22 protein-coding genes and 1 pseudogene are annotated in these 19,391 nt (G+C 38.8%); 9 read left to right on the plus strand and 14 right to left on the minus strand.

The genetic code is table 11. From position 1 onward, the window contains the following. Nucleotides 1-68: 68 nt before the first annotated feature. The 6 genes from H0W62_09105 to H0W62_09130 all read right to left on the minus strand — a co-directional run bounded on the left by H0W62_09105 (nt 69) and on the right by H0W62_09130 (nt 4,053). Entirely contained in the window at nt 69-1,007 is a 939-nt protein-coding gene (locus tag H0W62_09105; GenBank protein ID MBA3648694.1) for a hypothetical protein, read from the minus strand. Between the two features lie 63 nt (nt 1,008-1,070). Beyond that, complete coding sequence (locus tag H0W62_09110; GenBank protein MBA3648695.1) at nt 1,071-1,592, minus strand: hydrogenase maturation protease; 522 nt, start codon at nt 1,590-1,592, stop codon at nt 1,071-1,073. Continuing rightward, entirely contained in the window at nt 1,582-2,403 is an 822-nt protein-coding gene (locus H0W62_09115) for a hypothetical protein (protein ID MBA3648696.1), read from the minus strand. Before H0W62_09115 ends, H0W62_09110 begins: the two co-directional genes overlap by 11 nt. A gap of 36 nt (nt 2,404-2,439) precedes the next feature. Further along, on the minus strand, nt 2,440-3,084 hold the full coding sequence (locus tag H0W62_09120; GenBank protein MBA3648697.1) for a Rieske (2Fe-2S) protein: 645 nt from the start codon (nt 3,082-3,084) through the stop codon (nt 2,440-2,442). Between the two features lie 5 nt (nt 3,085-3,089). Continuing rightward, a complete protein-coding gene (locus H0W62_09125; protein ID MBA3648698.1) occupies nt 3,090-3,503 on the minus strand; it encodes a hypothetical protein in 414 nt (137 codons plus the stop codon). Beyond that, the gene (locus H0W62_09130) at nt 3,496-4,053 is read right to left on the minus strand and encodes a hypothetical protein (protein ID MBA3648699.1); all 558 of its coding nucleotides are present in this window, start codon (nt 4,051-4,053) and stop codon (nt 3,496-3,498) included. The genes H0W62_09125 and H0W62_09130 overlap by 8 nt, the downstream gene beginning before the upstream one ends. Nucleotides 4,054-4,180: 127 nt before the next feature. Here H0W62_09130 and H0W62_09135 point away from each other — a divergent pair, with 127 nt between their 5' ends. Next, entirely contained in the window at nt 4,181-4,921 is a 741-nt protein-coding gene (locus tag H0W62_09135; GenBank protein MBA3648700.1) for an aquaporin, read from the plus strand. Here the strand turns inward: H0W62_09135 and H0W62_09140 are convergent, their stop codons facing one another. Beyond that, on the minus strand, nt 4,922-5,887 hold the full coding sequence (locus H0W62_09140; protein MBA3648701.1) for a TIGR03885 family FMN-dependent LLM class oxidoreductase: 966 nt from the start codon (nt 5,885-5,887) through the stop codon (nt 4,922-4,924). It abuts the gene before it with no gap. A gap of 168 nt (nt 5,888-6,055) precedes the next feature. On the opposite strand from H0W62_09140, the gene H0W62_09145 reads away from it, so the two are divergent. The 5 genes from H0W62_09145 to H0W62_09165 all read left to right on the plus strand — a co-directional run bounded on the left by H0W62_09145 (nt 6,056) and on the right by H0W62_09165 (nt 10,899). Next, a complete protein-coding gene (locus H0W62_09145; GenBank protein MBA3648702.1) occupies nt 6,056-6,919 on the plus strand; it encodes an SDR family oxidoreductase in 864 nt (287 codons plus the stop codon). A gap of 2 nt (nt 6,920-6,921) precedes the next feature. Next, nucleotides 6,922-7,527, plus strand: a complete 606-nt coding sequence (locus H0W62_09150) for a gluconate 2-dehydrogenase subunit 3 family protein (GenBank protein ID MBA3648703.1) — start codon at nt 6,922-6,924, stop codon at nt 7,525-7,527. A 69-nt stretch (nt 7,528-7,596) separates the two neighbouring features. Further along, nucleotides 7,597-9,147 carry a GMC family oxidoreductase gene (locus H0W62_09155; GenBank protein ID MBA3648704.1) on the plus strand — a complete coding sequence of 517 codons (1,551 nt, stop codon included), beginning with the start codon at nt 7,597-7,599 and terminating at the stop codon, nt 9,145-9,147. A 54-nt stretch (nt 9,148-9,201) separates the two neighbouring features. Next, nucleotides 9,202-10,542 (plus strand): glycoside hydrolase family 1 protein, encoded by a 1,341-nt coding sequence (locus H0W62_09160; protein MBA3648705.1) that lies wholly within the window; start codon nt 9,202-9,204, stop codon nt 10,540-10,542. A 189-nt stretch (nt 10,543-10,731) separates the two neighbouring features. Further along, entirely contained in the window at nt 10,732-10,899 is a 168-nt protein-coding gene (locus H0W62_09165; GenBank protein MBA3648706.1) for a hypothetical protein, read from the plus strand. A gap of 276 nt (nt 10,900-11,175) precedes the next feature. Here H0W62_09165 and H0W62_09170 read toward each other — a convergent pair whose 3' ends face one another. Genes H0W62_09170 through H0W62_09200 form a run of 7 tightly spaced genes read right to left on the minus strand, consistent with a single transcriptional unit; the run spans nt 11,176 to nt 15,809 of the window. Further along, on the minus strand, nt 11,176-13,059 hold the full coding sequence (locus tag H0W62_09170; GenBank protein ID MBA3648707.1) for a nickel-dependent hydrogenase large subunit: 1,884 nt from the start codon (nt 13,057-13,059) through the stop codon (nt 11,176-11,178). A 10-nt stretch (nt 13,060-13,069) separates the two neighbouring features. Further along, nucleotides 13,070-13,339 (minus strand): hypothetical protein, encoded by a 270-nt coding sequence (locus H0W62_09175; protein ID MBA3648708.1) that lies wholly within the window; start codon nt 13,337-13,339, stop codon nt 13,070-13,072. Between the two features lies 1 nt (nt 13,340). Next, a complete protein-coding gene (locus H0W62_09180) occupies nt 13,341-13,634 on the minus strand; it encodes a hypothetical protein (protein MBA3648709.1) in 294 nt (97 codons plus the stop codon). 2 nt (nt 13,635-13,636) lie between these two features. Then, complete coding sequence (locus H0W62_09185) at nt 13,637-13,930, minus strand: hypothetical protein (GenBank protein ID MBA3648710.1); 294 nt, start codon at nt 13,928-13,930, stop codon at nt 13,637-13,639. Nucleotide 13,931: 1 nt separating this feature from the next. Beyond that, nucleotides 13,932-14,267 (minus strand): hypothetical protein, encoded by a 336-nt coding sequence (locus H0W62_09190; protein ID MBA3648711.1) that lies wholly within the window; start codon nt 14,265-14,267, stop codon nt 13,932-13,934. Next, a complete protein-coding gene (locus tag H0W62_09195) occupies nt 14,267-14,560 on the minus strand; it encodes a hypothetical protein (GenBank protein ID MBA3648712.1) in 294 nt (97 codons plus the stop codon). Before H0W62_09195 ends, H0W62_09190 begins: the two co-directional genes overlap by 1 nt. Nucleotide 14,561: 1 nt before the next feature. Continuing rightward, entirely contained in the window at nt 14,562-15,809 is a 1,248-nt protein-coding gene (locus H0W62_09200) for a hydrogenase expression protein HypE (protein ID MBA3648713.1), read from the minus strand. Between the two features lie 149 nt (nt 15,810-15,958). Here H0W62_09200 and H0W62_09205 point away from each other — a divergent pair, with 149 nt between their 5' ends. The 3 genes and pseudogenes from H0W62_09205 (at nt 15,959) to H0W62_09215 (ending at nt 19,292) form a co-directional block, all read left to right on the plus strand. Continuing rightward, the gene (locus H0W62_09205) at nt 15,959-16,561 is read left to right on the plus strand and encodes a TetR family transcriptional regulator (protein ID MBA3648714.1); all 603 of its coding nucleotides are present in this window, start codon (nt 15,959-15,961) and stop codon (nt 16,559-16,561) included. 10 nt (nt 16,562-16,571) lie between these two features. Then, nucleotides 16,572-18,905: a carbamoyltransferase HypF gene (gene hypF / locus H0W62_09210; protein MBA3648715.1), complete on the plus strand. Its 2,334-nt coding sequence runs from the start codon at nt 16,572-16,574 to the stop codon at nt 18,903-18,905. Nucleotides 18,906-18,933: 28 nt separating this feature from the next. After that, nucleotides 18,934-19,292, plus strand: a pseudogene (locus H0W62_09215) (four helix bundle protein). Nucleotides 19,293-19,391: the final 99 nt, after the last annotated feature.

Consider the following 19,391-nt stretch of genomic DNA (forward strand, 5'->3'; position numbering starts at 1 on the left):
CGTATCACCCATAGGGTAAATTAAATTATTTGGCTTTATATTAGGTTTAATAAAAAGGTAAGTGCCAATCAAAAACTCAACTTACTTACCTGAGACGGCCGGTAGAAAAATTTATCAGAAATTGATGAATTGAAATGCACATCGGAGATTATATACTCTTCCAAAAGCTTACCGTTACTTCTGTAAATTTTATTCGAATGACTGATGGTGATCGGTCCCTCCCTCTTATAATCCGACCAAAAAATTTCTTCGGGCTGTTCATTACTTTCCAGTGAAGAGTAATGTTCTATTTTCCTGATCAGGTTATTGTGGGGATTCACATAAAAAACCCATCGGTCACTTCCCGTCTTGGCATCGAATGTTACATCAAGCATTAAAGCTTTTTCTCCGTTTAGTGTAGTAGTGCCGGCAAACTTGGGTTGCACACCAGGATCTGTTAATTTAAAAGGAAGTGAAAAGCGATAGAGCGCCATCTCACATTTACACAAGGGAACGCACTGATCTTCATGGCACATAAATTCAAATTTCTTAGCCTCTGCATGGGCATCCACAATATGATTATCTTCTGTAGCCCAATACCCATCCCCGTCTCTGCTTACAACCACATTTGCTCCATCATCTGTTACCGATTTAATCATTAACTCATGGCCTGAGCTTGTGTTCTTAAAAAAATATGTTTCGTATTCTTTTTTAATTACCGTTCCTTTTTCATTATATAGGAGGTGAGTGCGGACAAAATTTCCGTCGTGAATGGTGTTCCATGCATCTTTTCCTCCTGAGGCCTTAATCATGCCGGTTACGAGTTGCGATCCTGTTGGGGGCTTCATAAATTGTACCCAAAAATAACCACCGGCAATCACAAGCAATATCAAAACCGCTGCCACTTGTGCAATACGAACTCTCCGTAAAACAATCGGTTTCACCAAGTCCTTAACCTCAAGATCAGCATTCCAGGAAAGTCCTTCGTTTTCTTTTGGATCATTCTGATCGTTTGTATTTGTTTTCATGTGCCTGTTAATTAAGAATGCCAATTTAAAAAAAACTTTCCAGCTAATATTATATGCAGATAGTTATTTGTGTGATATATTCTCCATACTGTTATGTTCAACCCAGTCCACTATTTTTTGAAATGCAACAGGTATGGCATTGCTTACAGCCATACTAACACCAATTCCAATTTCTTCATACTCCTCCGATTCGCAACCTAAAAAGAGAACGTGCTTTGGTAAAATATTCATTGCTTTCGCCATCATCAAAGCTTTCAGGGGATTAATATAATGCATATCTGATAGAAATTCATTTCGTTCAGCAGCAGGCAGTTGTGCAATATCTTTTACCTCTACCTCCTTAAAATGAATGGTACCCGCCTGACCTCCCCATTTTACAATGTCGAGTAAAATCAAGACATCATACTGATCAAATAATTGCTGTACCAAATGAATACCTCCCGATCCAATCTCCATAACTTTTATTGACGAGGGAAACGTAGCCTCCTGTTGCAGTTTTTGCGACAGCAAAACACCAAAGGCATCATCCTGCCTTAATTCATTGCCTACACCGGCAATCAATATATTAGGAAGATTATGGTACATCCGGAATATGAAAATAGTCCTCACGAAATCTCTTATCGAAAACAATATGGCTTTGTGTAATTTCTGAAACTTTGCTCAATGGTTTATTCAAAGTATCAGCAGTATAACCTATCCGTTTAACAGGCATCAATAAGCCGCCAGACTTTTCAAATCCTTCGTATCGTGTGTAATCCCAGTAATTGTATTTTCCATTTAGTGAATTTGCAAGCAGCTTCCCTGTGCCAGGTTCAAAAAAATAATACCATACGTTATCCGGATTGCTGCCGGCCCCTTTGACGTATGAAGCCTTTACTACTTGTGCCGGAACACCATCTAACAAGGTTACCATTCCTTCGTATGCGGCTTTTATCCCGGGATCCTTGAGCTTATAGGGCATGCACATGACGTACTGCGAGCCAAAACAAGAATTCCATGCCCCATCAATATCTTTTTGTTTACTGGATAATTTACCGTTATATAACTTCCGGGCTTTCATGCCATCATGAATCAAAGTGATCGCAGTATCATGAAGCACATAAGAAATCTTTGCATGAAATTCCGGCTGGAGGACATAATCAAAATGCTGGTTCAGCTCCCGTACAATTGCACCTGTACTGTCGTAGCTTATAGTTTTCTTATCAAAAGACAGGGATCGCTTTTGTTGCCAGGTATTAAAACCTCCGGCATAGACATTTGCACGGTCAATAATCACACGCGACGAGTCGTCCATTGTAACCGGCAGATCTGCGCGTTCTATAGTATCATGGTGTTTACAAGCTTCTAAAGCAATTATCAAAAAAGCAACGACAAAGCTATTAAGCCTAAAATTCATGGGAAGTGTATTAAAAAAATTTACCTGAGTAAAGGTTTACATATTTAGTCCTATTCTTATCTCTCCTCCATCACTGATTGTCAACGGATAGCTTTTTAACTTTTGAAGAGGATTCGCTTCCATGATTCCATCAGATAAACGGTATTTGCAACCATGCCACGGGCACATAAGAAAACCTTTTTCAATAACTGCTCCATCCAATGGCAGTGCAGTAGATCCGCAGCAATTTTTGACAGCATACACCCCACCTTCCGTTTTACAAATCAATATATTTTCCCCTTCTTCAGAAAATCGGTATGCAATATTTTCTTTAAGCACTTGTAATTTTCCTATAGGCAGCCAAAGGGGAAACTTATCGCTTCTGTTACCATTATTCCCGGCTAATATTTCCTGTGCTAATATTCCATTTTGGATTTCGGTGTGAAACAGGTCGTACAGGCTGAATAATAAATTGACAGCTTTATCACTTTTCATTTTGGTTTGCAGGTCCGGATAATTAATGATTATTTCCTTAAAAAGCCTGGTTAGTGCTTCACGATGAAGCATATCAAAATTCTGTAGCAGCTCCTGAAAATCCTCTTTTGCTTTGGGATAGGGAAGATCATCAACCTGGGCAATCAGGTCTTCCGTTTGTGAAGCGAGCTGTTCATACTCTGTATCCGATAAAAAAATGCTATCCATTTATATTAATGATGGTGATGACTGTCGGCACAGTTATGAACACAGTCTTCCAGTTTTTCACCTTCGTGATAACAAAATTCACAATCTGGTCCGCACTCCCCGTGACCTGCTTTTTGCATTCCTTCAAACGCGTTCCTGAAAATACTTCCGGCTTCCTTTTTCCCAACTGATGTTAATTTAATACAACTGCTTTCACTTAATTTTTCATCTTCAGTTTTCAAGTAACCTGCTTTTATATTTTTTTGAAGATGAAATAACAGATTATCAGCTTTAGTATTTAATAAAACCATTAATCGGTTGAAAGGAACTGCATCGGCTAATCCTTCCCCTTCCATCCAATACAATACCTGGAGAATTTCTTCCCTCCAGAACAGGACATCGACTGCTTGCTGATTTGTATCATTTTTTCTTTCAGGCATTGGCTTCAATTAAAGTATCACCAAATAGCGGTTTAAAATTAATCAATTCTGCACTTTCTGTATTAGAAAGTTGCTGCAGTGTTTCTATCACAAGAGGGACTGCCTGCAGCATTTCTTCTGTAAAACTTTCTCCTGCTTCTTCAGCACCTGGCTCTACATCTACAAAAAAAGTTTCACCCGTCCATATTTTAAAATATTCTCCGATGATCAATAAATTTTCTACGGAAATAACGCCGGTAACAGCATCGCCAATACAGCGTTGTATTAACTCTTCATCGGGCAATTTACCTTTCCATTTAAAAACTGTGATGTCACCGATTTTCCTGCCTGGTCTTTCAATCGCCGAAAGAAGAATTACACGATCGTATTGTGTGGGTAATGATTGGAACTTTTGTACAATAGCAATTGGTCCCCAATTAAGTTCATCCACTTCAACCCCTTTACCCCAATTCATTTTTTGGAGTTTAGGTAATAATGCGGAGCCAATTGAATGATTTGACAGGTTGTGATAACCGACTGTGCCAATAAAGACTTTTTTCATAAATCTAATCTGCATTCTTTTCAATGAAGTTTTTGTTCCTTCACCGTTCACAAGTTCACAAGTTGTTTGAGATGGAGACATTTCGTAGTCCGTAAAAATGATTGAAAGTACTAAAAAGCATTGGAAGATATATCTTATGGAAGCTGCTGGGTTAGGAGGTTTTGTTATCATCGCAGGCCTTTTAACAATCCTTCTTGAACATCCTGATTTGCCTGTTATGCAAAGTGAATTAGGTAATCATGCTGTCCTTCGCAGAATACCATTAGGAATTATCCTCGGTGCATACATTACAATAGTTGTTCTTTTATCCGGCAAAAAATCCGGTGCTCATATTGATCCGGCAGTTACATGGACTTTTTTCAGGCTTGGTAAAATTGATAAGCGTGATGCTATATGGTATACAATTGCTCAATTTGCCGGCGCAAGCGCTGCCGCTCTGCTTTTAAAATTTACGATGGGAAAATTGTTTGCACACCCATTGATAAATTTTGCTATTACCGAACCAAAACCACCGCATGGAACAATGAGTGCTTTAATAGCCGAGTTTATTATTTCTTTTATACTGATGCTTACATTATTAATAGCCGGCAGCTCAAAAAAAATTGAAAAATATGTAGCAATAATATCAGGTGCATTGATTGCTTTGTATATAATTATAGAAATGCCATTTTCAGGTATGAGCCTTAACCCTGCACGGTCATTCGCTGCCGCACTTGCTGGCAATAAATGGGAGCATTTGTGGGTCTATTTTGTTGCGCCGCCAATAGCTATGTTAACCGCAGGAAAATTGTATCAGCAATGGAAAGATAAAAGGATAATGAAGCAAACCGAAGATTATAAAGAGATACCAAAATACCCGGTTGAAGAAACTGAATAGCTACAGAGTATTCAACTTTGGTAAAACTTTTTCTCCGAATACATTAATAAATTCTTCCTGGTTTCTGCCTACATTATGAAGAATTATTTTTTCAAATCCTAATTCGGTATATTCTTTTAAACTATCAATGTGTTGCTGAATATTGGAAGAAACCAATATCTTTTTTTTAATGTTTTCAATTGTTACAAACTCCCCAAGTGCATCAAATTGCTCTACTTTCCATAAATCACCTTTTACCTTACCGGGAAAAATGTTTGTCCGCCATTGATGAAAAACATCTGCTGCAAGTTTCTCTTCATCTTCACCATAGCCCAACTGAACCTGCAGATAAACGGGCTTTTCTTCACCACCGCCTTTCTTAAATGCGTTCACTATTTCTTTTAATTCATTTATTGGCTTATGTGCGGTTAATAATCCTTCCGCCCAACTGCCCATCCATTCCGCAGTTTCAGGGGTAAGCGCAGCACCTAAAAGTAAAGGTTGATATTTTGGTAACGTATATAGTTTTGCATTTTCAATTGTTACATGCCCGGAGTGAGATACCAATTCACCATTCAGCAGGCGTTTAATAATATCAAAGCATTCCAGTAAACGTTGATTACGGATTGATTTTGCAGGCCATTTTTCCCCCGTAATTTTTTCATTAAGCGCCTCGCCTGTGCCTAAGGCCATCCAAAAACGATTGGGAAACATTTCAGAAAGTGTTGCGGCTGCCTGTGCTATAATTGCCGGATGCTGCCTTTGTCCCGGTGCGGTAACAACTCCGCATGGTATTGTAGTTGCTTGTAATGCTGCACCAAGCCAGGAATAAACATAGCCGCTTTGTCCCTGCCTTTCACTCCAGGGATGAAAATGATCTGATGCATTTATTGATGTAAAGCCCGCCTCTTCAGCAAGTTTGGAAAGCACAATTAATTTGCCCGGGGCAAATTGCTCATGCGATGCCTGGTACCCAAAAGTTGTCATTATTAGTTTTATTTATCACAAGTTACCATGCGCCGCTCCATAATAATTCATAAAAACAATAAGCATATAAACGTTATACTCTTGTGATAATTTCATTTTATAATAGCAATACTTTTAATAATTATTAAGATTGATGAAGAGATAAGATGTAAATAAAATGATGATAACATGAAAGAATATTCAAAAGCAAAAGAATTTAAGGGACAAAAACTACCGTATCCTGCTAAACAATCAGAAATGGATCCCTTACCGGAAAGCAGTTTATCTAATTACAAACCTGCAGGAAAGCTTTCAGGCAAAGTTGCAATTATTACCGGAGGAGATTCCGGTGTAGGGCGTGCAGTGGCTATAGGATTTTCAATGGAAGGAGCAAATGTTGCAATTGTATACAATGTAAATGATGATGATGCTAATGAAACAAAAACATTGTGTGAGAAAAATAATACAAAATGTTTATTGATAAAGTGTGATGTCCGCAACTCCTCAGATTGCAAAGAAGCGGTTAGAAAAACAGTAGAAGAATTTGGCAAACTAAATATTCTTGTAAATAATGCAGCTTATCAAATGGCGCAGAAAAAGTTTGAAGATATTACTGAAAAACAATTGCGGCGCACGTTTGAAACAAATATTTTCGGTTACTTTTTTATGGCGCAGGCTGCCTTACCTCATTTACATAAAGGTGATTCCATTATCAATACCGGCAGTATTGTAGGCAAAACCGGAATCGCTATTTTGATTGATTATTCATCAAGTAAAGGCGCTATACATTCTTTTACAAAATCTCTTGCGTTAAATCTTGGAGAAAAAGACATTCGTGTCAATTGTATTGTTGTTGGTCCGGTTTGGACTCCCAATATTCCGGGCACTATGCCAATTGAAGAAGTAGAAAATTTTGGTCATGAAGTGGCTTTGATGCGGCCTGGGCAGCCGGAAGAATTAGCACCTGCTTATATTCTTCTTGCTTCTGATGATGGAAGCTTTATTACCGGCAGTTGCATTGAAGTTACCGGCGGAAAACTATCAAGCGATTAAATATGCGAAACGATTTTTATCCACCGGGTTCTGTACGTGCTCTACTTAATACAGATTCTGTTACACCTCAAACACGTGATATTTTGAATGGACGTCTTCAAAAAAAAGAAATAATAAACCCTTGTTTTTTTAATAAAGAAATGTTCGTAACACTTCGCCACATTTGCGAACGCTTGATACCTCAGCCCAACAGGTTACATAAAGTTGATTTACCGGGTTTTTTAGATGAAATGCTTTTTAAAGGTGAAGGTAATGGATGGCGTTACAATCAAATGCCCCCGGATAATGAAGCATTCATAAAAGGAATGCAGGGTATAGAAGAAACATCAAAGCTAATGTTTGATGCTCCTTTTATTCTACTTGATATAACCAACCAAGACAAGGTTTTACACTCAATACAGAAGGATCTTGCTCCAGGTAAAACCTGGCAGACAATACCTTCAAACCTTTTTTTTGAAGAGCTGCTTGCACAGCTTGTTGAAATATATTACAGCCACCCCCAAGCGAAAGAAGAGATTGGCGAAGTTGCAATGGCTGATGCAAACGGATGGCAAAAGATTGGGTTAAATGAATTGGAACCAAGGGAGCCCAAAGCATTAAATAAATAATGTGATAATAAACAGCACTTCGCAAACAATAATAATATTGAAGCTGATAATCAGGAGAAACGGCTACCTATGAAATTATATTCTGAAAATGAAATAGTGGATGCTGTTGTAATTGGAACAGGCGCAGGCGGCGCACCGCTTTTATCACGTTTGGCAAAAGCAGGATTAAAAGTTGTTGCACTTGAGGCAGGAGAACATTGGGAACCTTCAAAAGATTTTGCTACTGATGAAGTTAGTCAGGCTAAACTTTTTTGGACAGATGAACGGTTAAGTGCCGGGGAAGATCCTCTTCATTTTGGAAATAATAATTCCGGCATTGGAGTGGGTGGTTCAACATTGCATTATACCGCTTATGTGCCCCGTCCTCAACCGGACGATTTTCATTTGTATTCAGATTTTGGTGTAGGTGTAAACTGGCCAATCGGGTATAATGATTTAGAAAAATATTTTGATGAAATAGAACAATTTCTTGGTGTATCGGGTCCGGCTGATTATTTATGGGGAGCCAAACATAAGTCATCATATCCGCTCCCACCATTACCATTAAACGGAGCTGCACAATTAATGAAACGCGGATGTGATAAGCTCAATATTAAAACTTCTCCTGCAGCAAATGCAGCGCTTTCTGCTCCCTATTTTCAAAAAGATATTGGCTGGCGTGCAGCCTGCACTAATCGTGGATTTTGCCAGGCAGGTTGTACAATAGGTGCAAAAGCAAATATGGATGTAACCTATATTCCATTGGCTGTTTATCATGGTTCAGAAGTGCGGTCAAAAAGTTTTGTTACAGAGTTTGAACTTAATAATTCGGATAATATTTCCGCTGTTGTTTATTCATTCAACGGCAAAATGCAAAGACAAAAATGTAAAAATGTTTTTTTATGTGCAGGAGCAATTGAAACGCCCCGTTTGCTTCTCATAAATAACATTGCCAATTCCAGCGGAGAAGTAGGTAAGAATTTTATGGCGCATACCGGCATGCAGGTTTGGGGACAATTTGAAGAAGATATACGACCATATAAAGGTATTCCCGGCGGTTTAATTTCAGAAGATACTCACCGGCCAAAAGATGCAGATTTTGCAGGGGGATATTTGCTCCAGTCAATTGGTGTGATGCCCGTTACTTATGCGTCTCAGGTAGCCCGGGCAAGAGGATTATGGGGAGAAGCGCTGCTGCAATGTATGCGTGGCTATAATCATACAGCCGGCATAAATATTCTTGGCGATTGCCTGCCATATCCAAATAATTATCTTGAGCTTTCTGATGAGATGGATAGCCGCGGGCTTCCTAAACCAAGAATATATTTTTCAATTGAAGAAAATGAACGCCGTTTAAATATTCATGCGGAAAAGATACTGCGTGAAATATGGAGTGCCGCAGGCGCTGATGATATTTGGTCGTACAACAGAAATGCACACACTATTGGTACATGCCGGATGGGGAACGATCAGCAAAAAGCAGTGGTAAACAGCGAGGGGAAAAGCTTTGATATTCCAAATCTTTTCATTGCCGATAATTCTGTTTTTCCGAGCGCTCTCAGCGCTAATCCTGCGCTAACTATTATGGCTCTCTCATTAAGGATTGCTGATTGTTTTTTAGATAAAATGAAACATAGATAAGTTTAGAAAGTTTAGAGGTTTAGCGGAAATGCCATAATCGATAAAATTTTAATTATGAAAAAAAGTAGTTTTCTCAACATCGTTAAAAAGAAGCGGGGTAACAGCAATTATTCCGGAGATGAACATGGTGGCGCAACAGGGCAATCGGGAAGCGGAATGCCTGACGGATTGCCGGGCAATTTTATGTTTGCCACGGGCATTGAATGTTCTTATCCAACAATTGATAACGGAAAAATCCGCCGTGATCAACTGGAAGAATGCGGACATTATAAATACTGGAAAAAAGATTTGCAGCTTGTAAAAAATCTTGGTATAAAAGTATTGCGTTATGGCTTGCCATATTATACAATTCATCGTGGTGAAGGCAGATACGACTGGAGTTTTGCAGATGAAGTAATGAGAGAAATGAAGCGCCTGAAGATCACGCCCATATTGGATCTGCTGCATTTTGGTTTACCTGACTGGTTAGGCAGTTTTCAAAACCCGGAGTTGCCTATTCATTTTTCTAATTATGCAAAAGCTGTTGCCCGGCGTTATCCCTGGGTGCGGTATTATACTCCTGTAAATGAAATTTATGTTACTGCAAAAATGAGTGCAAAAGATGGCGCATGGAATGAGCAATTAAAAACTGATAAAGGTTTTGTAACTGCAATGAAGCACCTTGTTGCAGCAAGTATTTTAGCAACGCACAGTATTGCGCAGCAGAGACCTGATGCCATAATTATTCAAAGCGAGACTGCAGAATTTACACATGAAGCAAAATCTGATCAGTCGCAGGAAGTGAAACTTATGAATAAACAACGGCTCATTTCTTTAGACCTGCTGTATGGCTACCCGCCGGATGCTGATGTATTTATTTATCTTATGGATAACGGGTTAACCAGGGAAGAATATGATTGGTTTATGAAAGGTGAGCCGCCGGGTTACCAGGTGATGGGAAATGATTATTATGGCCGTAATGAAAAAATTATTAAACCTGACAATAGTATTTCTACAGCTGAAGATGTTATGGGCTGGTATCAAATAACACATGATTACTACCAGAGGTACAAAAAGCCGGTGATGCATACTGAAACAAATACTTTCGATTCTGAGGAAGCTCCGAAATGGCTTTGGAAACAATGGATAAACATATTAAAAATGAGAGCCGATGGTGTGCCTGTATTGGGTTTCACCTGGTATAGTTTAATAGATCAGATTGATTGGGACACAGGTTTAGCGCAAAAAAACAATACAGTTAATGCCTGTGGACTTTATGATTTAGACCGTGAGCCACGGCCTGTTGCTGCTGCATATAAAATGCTGCTTGAAGAATATGGGCAGATAACAATATTCCCTCATGGGGAATTGTTTGAAGTTACCGACCGTGAAGCAAGATTAAAAGTGGAGGTATAGATGGCAGATGAATTGTATTATGTTGAAAGCGGAAGATACTTATTGCTCCTTCGCCTGCTACTCCTGAGCCTTTAAAAGATAAGGAACGTAAGCAATTGCAAGAAGCTTATGGAGATAGAACTGCATTAGAAAAAATAATAAACAAAACAGCAGCTAAACCTCTGCCCGATTCAGTCGTTCATAGTTTAATTGCAGATAACCTTAAGGCTTCATCATGCATGGAATGCCTGGATTGATATCGGCAGTCATGAAGATATTTCAGGTAAGATGGTTGATATTGATCTACCTGTTTCAGTGATTAGCGGTGGTGAAGATGCCAGGCTATCAACTGCTTTTCTTCATGCTGAATTTGTTTAGCAATTTCCTTCAGCAAGTTTTGCAGAGGTTCAGGGTACGGGGAATTTGCTTCCGGTGGAATCTCCTGAATTGGTAGCGAAACAAATACGAAAACAATCAAAGGAGGTTAAATAAAATCCGATAAGGCTTGCCAATTACGCCCATGCCTACAGCGGTATCATAAAGTTTATCTGTCAACGGCTCTGTAACTCATTAGAAGTCTCTGCTTCAAATTCTTTACATGTATATTTTTGCAAAGATGATGCGTGAAAAATCTTTTTTCATAAAGTTTCTTACTTACTCCAACCCGCAAGCACAAGTAGTCACCTCCCTCGTTACCATGTAATCGCTGTTCTCCACCTGTATATGTGTAGTGCAAGGCATACACGGATCGAAGCTGCGAATGGCTCGTAAAATATCAATGCCCTTAAATTTTTTGTCTGGATTATTGATATCTGTATTTTCCAGGATGGGTGTATTTAATACAGCTTCTTCATAGGGACCGGGAGTGCCCCAGGGTGTATTAGGAGATGCATTTAATGAGGATGGGGTAAGTATCTGGTAATTGGAAATGGCGCCATCATCAATAATAAGATGATGCGTTAAAAAGCCACGACCGGCACCCCAAAAACCAACGCCTATTTGTGTACCTTTTTTAGGAATTGTGAAAGGTGTGCTCATGCTGGTTTCGCCTTTGCGCATTAGGTCTTGGGCCATGTACCAGTTGTCCAGCGCCACCAAGGCAGAATAAGGAATGCAGAAAGCTCTTGCCCTGTTGCGTTCAAAAGCATTCCATACTTCGGGAATGTGCCATTCCATTTCAGCAGCAGGTAAATTATGCTTGGGCATATGCAGTTTCATACTGTGCCCTGTGGGCTCTACAAATCTCCGGGATACAACTTTATTTGCTTTTGCAGTAATGTACAAACGGGCATAAGCACCTGCCTCTACGCTATTGCGATCCCATGTGGGGCACGTATCCCATGTGTATCTGTCACGCCAGCTTTGTTTGCCAGGCTTGGCAATGGTTTCTTTGTTCCATGGATGATTGGGACTTAATGGTGTTCCTTCTATATCTGTTTTAAAACGTTGTCCTTCCCATTTTTCGTAATAAGAATGTTCTACAAATTCTTCAAGCCCTGCATTAATCTGTTTAAGACTTGTAGTTACTAATTCACCATCAACCAAAACTCCCGGGGTTGACCAGCGTGCATTGCCCCATGTATCACAATTTTTAAAAGTAGCATCATAATAATCAGGGTGATCCCAAACTCCTGTCTCTATCATGGTTGCAGGGCGGGCACCTACCTTTGCATAGTCAGGATTACATTCAAGAAAGAAATCAAATACATCATCCCAAAGCCCAACTACTTTTTGCCCGTAGTCAAAGAATTTTATCAGGCGTTGATATAATTCATTCAATACAGTTATGTTCATAGTCACAGAAAGCCCTCCCGGGATAACCGATTGCGGATGTGGATATTTACCACCGATCAATACATAAGCTTCACGGGCAACACGAGTCATTTCCAAAGCTTCAATATATAACTTCCCTGTAAGGGGATTAAGGTCATGCATAATATCGATCATCTTTTCATAACCATGAACCGCCTTGTTTTTTGCAGGAGTTGTTTTTGCTTTTTCAACAATTTCAGGATTTGTTTCGCTGGTTAATTGCTCAGAATAATCCGGACCAGAAAGAAGAAATAAATGCAATGGATGATCGTATAAATATTCCAATGCAAGCAACATGTTGCGCATTACTATTGCTAATGGCGGCGGCTTTATATCCAGCGCCATTTCAATAGCAAGGGCAGAAACGGTTGAGTGCACACCTCCGCAAACACCACATGCACGGCTGCTGATATAAGCCGCATCAAGTGGGCTTCTTCCTTTTAAAATAATTTCATATCCACGGAATAATGTTGCCATTGAATTGGAAGAAATAACTTTTTTATTTTCAAGATCAACAACACTGTGAAAAGCAAGTGCACCGGCAATACGTGTTACCGGATCATAATCTACGTTTTTTAAATGTCCGTTCTTACCTAAAAGCTCTTTGAGCTTATCCTCATGTTTACCCAGGTCAACAACTTCGTATGAATAAGGATTTGTTACTCCTTCTTTTAAAGTAGCTACGCCATTTTCATCAAATTCTATTGGAAGATTTTTAAAACACATAATTTTTTGTTTACAATTTTAAAACTCCTGCAATAGCAGCAAGATGTTGATTTACTGATGACAAGCCTCCATGCAATGTACCTAATGCACCATTAATAGTCGTTAGCTTTTCTGCCAATGGCGCAGTATCGTTTTCTATTTTTTGTAAGCCGCCAGCCAATGCTTTTAAATGCGCTGCACCCCTAAATAAATAAATGATAACCCCGGTAAGATATATAACCAGTACCAGTACAACAAGTACAACTACAATAATGGTGGCTATGAATAAATAATCTCCCATATCAATTAAATTTTGCGGCTCTTTCGGCCATGGTTACTTCAATGGTTTCGGCGTTACTGTTTATTTTTCCGGCACTGTCCAAAATATCAACAGCCACTTCTATTGTACTGTCTAATGCAGGAATATAACCTGTGTTTCCTGCAATTCCCAAACCCGCTTCTTTCATCTCTCTTAAATATCTTTCTATATTTTTTGCAGCCATAAATGTTTTATGCAGCAGCCTTACAATAAAAGGAAATAAGATAAGCGCCACGGCTAACACAACTATCCAAAGAATATAAACGATGGTTGGCATAATTAAATGATTTTTTGTTTTAGTGCCGCCTGAATGGTTCCTTCTAAATGTCCGTTCACTACTTTTAATCCGGCGCCTGTATTGGTTAATGTTTCATTGAGTTTAGTAACCTGCACAGGCAGGTGACCCGTTTCTGTTTCTATAGCTCGTAATCCTAATCTTAACTTGGCTAAAAAACTGTTTCCATTACCCCCAATATTCACAAGTAAATGATGAATGCCGATAACAAAATAGATTAATGCGCCAACAAAAAGCAAGACAAGTAAAACAGTTAATATCATTAATTGCGTGTACATTTTATTTTGTTTTATTATGCTCTAATACACATGCAGGACAGCCGGGACAATGGCTTGCATGTTGCTCAATAGCTGCCGCGCCTCCAATAATTTTTACAGCGGTGTTATAAATTTTTGAAACCACCTGGTTGGTTACCGTTAAATAAATTGGTATCTGAATGGTGTTGTTTGCAACTAATTTTCCTTCCGTCCATATCATATGTACTCCTGCTAAAATTTTTCTTGCCGTATTGCGAATAAGAATTAACAGGATGGCTACAACAATGGTAACAACCAGTCCCAATACGAGGCTAATTACCCAAACATTTGTGATTGCTTCTTCACTTACATTTTGCATTACGATTGTTTTTCAGTTTCGTGTAATGCAGTTGCTACAGCGCCGGCATTACTTAAAATAGTATCAGCTTCATTCAAAATATCAATAGCTGTATGATTTGTGTTTTGAAGTTCCCAGATGCTTAGGGTATTTTGTTTGATATTGATTACGATGCCCAATGCAGCTTGTGCAAGTTTTAGAATTCGCCTTGCAGCAATCAGTATAAGAATGAGCAGCGTTGCTGCAATTAATACAATGGCACCTGCTATTGCAAGTCCAATGTAAAACTCATTCCAATATGTTGCATCGTTCATACTATTTTTGTTTTACTTCTTTCATAGCTTCTTTGGAAGCCTTTTGAGTTTTTGGTTTAGAACCGGGACGCACACTATTGTGAAACTGAATTTTGCTATAAAAATAATGCGCTACTTTTTGCAATGTGCTTGCTTCTTCCACATGCCCCCAACCTGAAGGTACATGGTTATTTCTATTCCAGATAACACTTCTGTTTGCATACATCATAGAAAATCTCCGCAGGTTACGAATAAAATATCCCGTAGTTTTTGAGGTTGTTGAAGAAACAATAGTGCCCGGCGGCTTTGTATAAAATGGCGAAAAATTATCCGGAAATCCGGGCATGGTGCAACCGATACAGGGCGCACCCACATTCATACAACCACCTACATGATTAAGTGCGCCACGCTTATTAATATTACATTGAACAACGGGACCCCAGCAGCCTATTTCAACCAGGCACTGTTTGTCACCAAAGCTTTTTGCAAATATGCCTTCTTCATAAAAGCCGCCACGTGTACACGTTTGGTGGACGGTATCAGTAAACAGCCAGGCTGGTCTGCCGAGGCTGTCAAACTCCGGTAAAGGACCAATGCCCTGCAAAAACATTAGAACAGCAGCAACAGTTTCTGTAAAATTATCACCCTGTGGTGCACATCCCGGAATGTTTACCACCGGCAATCCAAATGTGCTTCTGTAATTTTCTCCCAAAAAATCCATCAATCCCATTGAGCCGGTTACGTTGCCTGCAGCCGCAGGAATTCCTCCCCAGGTGGCGCAGGTACCAATGGCAATTACAGCGGCGGCATAAGGCGCCAGCAAAGCCATCATATCTGCAGTAGGAAAAGGTTGTTCTTCTCCATCCACCATACGCTTACCCAATGCTACCCAATAACCACCATTCTCATCATTTTTTCTTTCATCAGGAATTGATCCCTCATAAACAACCACAAATTGTTTTCCAAGCTTGCCCTGCATCGCTAAATGAAATGGCTCCATAAACTCATCACCAGCTTCAACTGATAAAACAGGATGATGTAAATTAATTCGTGGCAAACCCGGCATATTGCCCGTCATTAGGGCTTCCGCAGATGGAGCGGTAGCGCCTACAGTAGAAACAGAGCAGCCATCACAACTCATACCCGCCAGCCAGAAAACATGTATTTCATCAAGAGCATCTGCCTGCAATGTTGGCTGTGAAGTGCCATTGGTATTGAATGGAGGCTGTGGAAAGTCTTTACCGTTTGATGCTTGTTGTAAGGAAACCATATTGGTAATTTCAATAAAGCTAAAAGCATATTTTTACTAAAAGCAAGATATTTTTAGAAAAGATTTTCTAAATGTTGTTTACCTTTTAATCGTAAATCAGATATCACCTTTTTAGTAGATAAAAAGTGAAACATACAAAATCATATATAATGAACCGGGCTCTCAAGCTGTTTAACAATAATGGTTTTGTAAATGTACGTCTGCAGCATATTGCTGATTTTGGTGGTATTAGCGTAGGGCACTTAGCTTATCATTTTAAACACAAAGAGAATATTGTCGAAGTTCTGTATGACGAGTTAAAGGAAACTCAGGAAACATCATTATATGAATTCAGAATGGCCTATCTGTTTGAAGATATTAACCGGCAGCTGCGGGGTATTTTTCAATGCCAGAAACACTACCTGTTCTTTTACCTGGATACACTGGAGGTGTTGCGTGCCTATCCTTCCATAAAAGAAAAACATCAGCAACATATTACCTGGCAGATACAGCAGATAGAATGGATGTTCAATTTTAATGTGGACAGAAATACTTTTAAATTACCCGTTAAGGAGGGGCAATACAATCAGCTGGCGTGGCTTTTTTGGATGACGATGGATAATTGGATGTATGCCCGGCAAATAAAAGGGCTTGACCATTTGCGTGAAGAAGATTTTATCACCGATCTCTGGTCGTTGTTGATTCCGTATTTAACAGCAGAGGCTGAAGAGGAAATAAAAATGTTGAGTAATAATTCAAATTTGCATTTCTAATACTTAATTTTTGAATAGAGTCAGCACCTGGCATATACACATCACAGGACAAGTACAGGGTGTTGGATTTCGCCCGTTCATATACCAGCTTGCCAAAAAATTCCAACTATCCGGTTGGGTAAGTAATAAAGATGACGGAGTTCACATGGAGTTCAATGCTGATAATGTGCTTTCAAAAAAATTTTATAAAGAAATATTAATTAATGCCCCGCAGTTATCTCATATTACTTCCCACATCCTTGAGGAAATTTCCCCCTTTACTTTTTCAGGGTTCAAAATTATTTCCAGCGGAAAAGCAGGCAATCCTATTCTTCTGATATCTCCTGACTTTGCTGTGTGTGTGAATTGCAAGAAAGAGATTGAGAATAAAACAAACCGTCGTTACAACTATGCTTTCACAACCTGTACCCAATGCGGCCCCCGTTATTCCATAATGAAAGATCTGCCGTATGATCGTGAAAATACTGTTATGGAAGTTTTTAAAATGTGCCCCACCTGCAATGCGGAGTATAGTGATCCAATGAACCGCAGGCATTTTTCACAAACCAATTCATGTCCGAATTGCGCTGTTGTAATGAAGTTATTCGATAACAGAAAAGCTCCTATTGAGAACGACCAAGAAAATATCATCCAGAAGATATGTGAATACTGGAATGATGGAAAGATTGTGGCGATTAAAGGTATCGGTGGATACCTGCTCACATGTGATGCAACAAATGCAAACACCATAAAAGAATTACGATCCGGGAAACATCGTCCGGCAAAACCATTTGCATTGATGTTTCCTGATATTCTTTCTTTAGAAGAGGAGGTTTACTTGAATGAAGCAGAAATTACTGAGTTAAAAAGTGTAGCAGCACCAATTGTGCTCTTGCACTTAAAAAATAAAAGCCCTTCAACTATTGCAGTACATGAAATTGCGCCGCGTCTTTCAAGAGTTGGAGTGATGCTTCCTTACACTCCCCTGTACGAATTGCTGCTTCAACAATTCAAAAAGCCAATTGTTGCCACTAGTGGAAACATCAGCAATGCACCTATAACTTTTGAAGATGAAAAGGCACTGTTTAATCTGAATTTTATTGCTGATTATATACTGGTTCATAACCGTGAAATTATTGCGCCACAGGATGACAGTGTGGTTACATACAGCCATTACTTCCAACACCGAATAATGCTTCGACGTGCAAGAGGTTTTGCTCCATTTTATCTCAATAAAAAATTGTCACTTACTGAAAAACCTATAATAGCAGCAGGTGCTATGATAAAGAGCACCTTTACTTTACTGCATCAACAAAACATTCATATCAGCCAATACTTGGGCGACACAGATAATTATGATGCACAAAAAAATTATGAAAAAGCACTTCATCATTTTCTGCACCTCTTTCAGGCACAACCCCAAGTTTTTTTAATAGATAAACATCCCGGTTATTTTACTTCACAATTTGGAGAACAACTTGCAACGAAATGGAATAACGAATTGGTCGCAGTGCAGCACCATGAAGCGCATTTTGCTTCGGTATTAGGTGAGCATAATTTAATCAATAAGCAGGCACCCATACTTGGCGTAATATGGGATGGAACAGGCTTTGGAAACGACGGACAAATTTGGGGCGGAGAGTTTTTTGTTTATCATCAACATCGCTTTATAAGGTTCACTCATTTTGATTATTTCAATTATTTCCTTGGTGATATGATGGCAACCGAACCAAGGCTATCAGCTTTTTCTCTTTGTCATGAAATGGAAGAAGCAACATCTATTCTTCAACCAAAATTCTCACCGGAAGAATGGAAGAATTATCATCAACTAGTTAAAAAAAATAAACTCAAAACTTCCAGCATTGGGCGATTATTTGATGCAGTTGCTTCGCTGCTTGGTCTGATTGATAAGGCAAGCTTTGAAGGCGAAGCTGCCATGCTGCTGGAAGAAGAAGCGCATCATTATTTTAAAAGCGGACTAAACATTCCTGACGAATGGTTAGAGGAAGATGTATGGAAGAGCGGTTTATCAACTCAAACATTAATAAAAGAAATTATAAGAAAGATTAATACAGGAAAGGAGAAATCTGAAATAGCTGCATGGTTTCATGTACAACTTATTTTGGCAGTTAAAAAAGTTGCGACGCAAAACCTAACAGTTCTTGAAGACCAGTTAGGTTTACCGTTTCATAAAATCTGTTTCAGCGGAGGCGTTTTTCAAAATGGATTATTGGTTGACCTCTTGATTAGAATACTTGGAGTTCAATATCAACTATATTTCAACAGGGAACTATCTCCAAATGATGAAAACATTTCTTTCGGACAGTTGGTTAGATATGGAATAGGAGATATGAAATATGAATGATGAAATAAAATAGTCAAACTCCCTTAACATGAAAGAAAATATAATCATTACTAAATCTTTTCAATTTGCGATTAAGATTGTTAAGCAATATAAAATACTCTGTGAAATCAAAAGAGATACGTTTTGAGCAAACAAATGCTTCGGTCGGGAACATCAATAGGAGCAAATGTAAGAGAAGCTCATAATGCGGAGAGTAAAATGGATTTTATTCATAAAATGGGAATAGCCCAAAAAGAAGCTTCTGAAGTAATCTACCGGATAGAGCTTTTATACGAAACAGAATATTTAACCAAAGAAGAATACCATTCCCTTTCAAATGATGCTACCGAACTAATAAAGATTATCAGGAGTATAATTCTATCCTCCAAACAAAACCTGAAAAAATAATAAATATGAGTATGAAATAATAAATATGAAATATGAAACAACACCGTTAAAAATTGGTAATTTACATTGATAACATTTCATCATTCATATTTAACCATA

The organism is Chitinophagales bacterium (genome assembly GCA_013816805.1).
Taxonomy (GTDB): Bacteria; Bacteroidota; Bacteroidia; order Chitinophagales; family UBA10324; genus MGR-bin340.

Bases quoted from the DNA above. Each gene is read 5' to 3' on its own strand.
- H0W62_09105 (MBA3648694.1), bottom strand. From the start codon at position 1,007: ATGAAAACAAATACAAACGATCAGAATGATCCAAAAGAAAACGAAGGA.
- H0W62_09110 (MBA3648695.1), bottom strand. From the start codon at position 1,592: ATGTACCATAATCTTCCTAATATATTGATTGCCGGTGTAGGCAATGAA.
- H0W62_09115 (MBA3648696.1), bottom strand. From the start codon at position 2,403: ATGAATTTTAGGCTTAATAGCTTTGTCGTTGCTTTTTTGATAATTGCT.
- H0W62_09120 (MBA3648697.1), bottom strand. From the start codon at position 3,084: ATGGATAGCATTTTTTTATCGGATACAGAGTATGAACAGCTCGCTTCA.
- H0W62_09125 (MBA3648698.1), bottom strand. From the start codon at position 3,503: ATGCCTGAAAGAAAAAATGATACAAATCAGCAAGCAGTCGATGTCCTG.
- H0W62_09135 (MBA3648700.1), top strand. From the start codon at position 4,181: ATGGAAGCTGCTGGGTTAGGAGGTTTTGTTATCATCGCAGGCCTTTTA.
- H0W62_09140 (MBA3648701.1), bottom strand. From the start codon at position 5,887: ATGACAACTTTTGGGTACCAGGCATCGCATGAGCAATTTGCCCCGGGC.
- H0W62_09145 (MBA3648702.1), top strand. From the start codon at position 6,056: ATGAAAGAATATTCAAAAGCAAAAGAATTTAAGGGACAAAAACTACCG.
- H0W62_09150 (MBA3648703.1), top strand. From the start codon at position 6,922: ATGCGAAACGATTTTTATCCACCGGGTTCTGTACGTGCTCTACTTAAT.
- H0W62_09155 (MBA3648704.1), top strand. From the start codon at position 7,597: ATGAAATTATATTCTGAAAATGAAATAGTGGATGCTGTTGTAATTGGA.
- H0W62_09160 (MBA3648705.1), top strand. From the start codon at position 9,202: ATGAAAAAAAGTAGTTTTCTCAACATCGTTAAAAAGAAGCGGGGTAAC.
- H0W62_09170 (MBA3648707.1), bottom strand. From the start codon at position 13,059: ATGTGTTTTAAAAATCTTCCAATAGAATTTGATGAAAATGGCGTAGCT.
- H0W62_09175 (MBA3648708.1), bottom strand. From the start codon at position 13,339: ATGGGAGATTATTTATTCATAGCCACCATTATTGTAGTTGTACTTGTT.
- H0W62_09180 (MBA3648709.1), bottom strand. From the start codon at position 13,634: ATGCCAACCATCGTTTATATTCTTTGGATAGTTGTGTTAGCCGTGGCG.
- H0W62_09185 (MBA3648710.1), bottom strand. From the start codon at position 13,930: ATGTACACGCAATTAATGATATTAACTGTTTTACTTGTCTTGCTTTTT.
- H0W62_09190 (MBA3648711.1), bottom strand. From the start codon at position 14,267: ATGCAAAATGTAAGTGAAGAAGCAATCACAAATGTTTGGGTAATTAGC.
- H0W62_09195 (MBA3648712.1), bottom strand. From the start codon at position 14,560: ATGAACGATGCAACATATTGGAATGAGTTTTACATTGGACTTGCAATA.
- H0W62_09200 (MBA3648713.1), bottom strand. From the start codon at position 15,809: ATGGTTTCCTTACAACAAGCATCAAACGGTAAAGACTTTCCACAGCCT.
- H0W62_09205 (MBA3648714.1), top strand. From the start codon at position 15,959: ATGAACCGGGCTCTCAAGCTGTTTAACAATAATGGTTTTGTAAATGTA.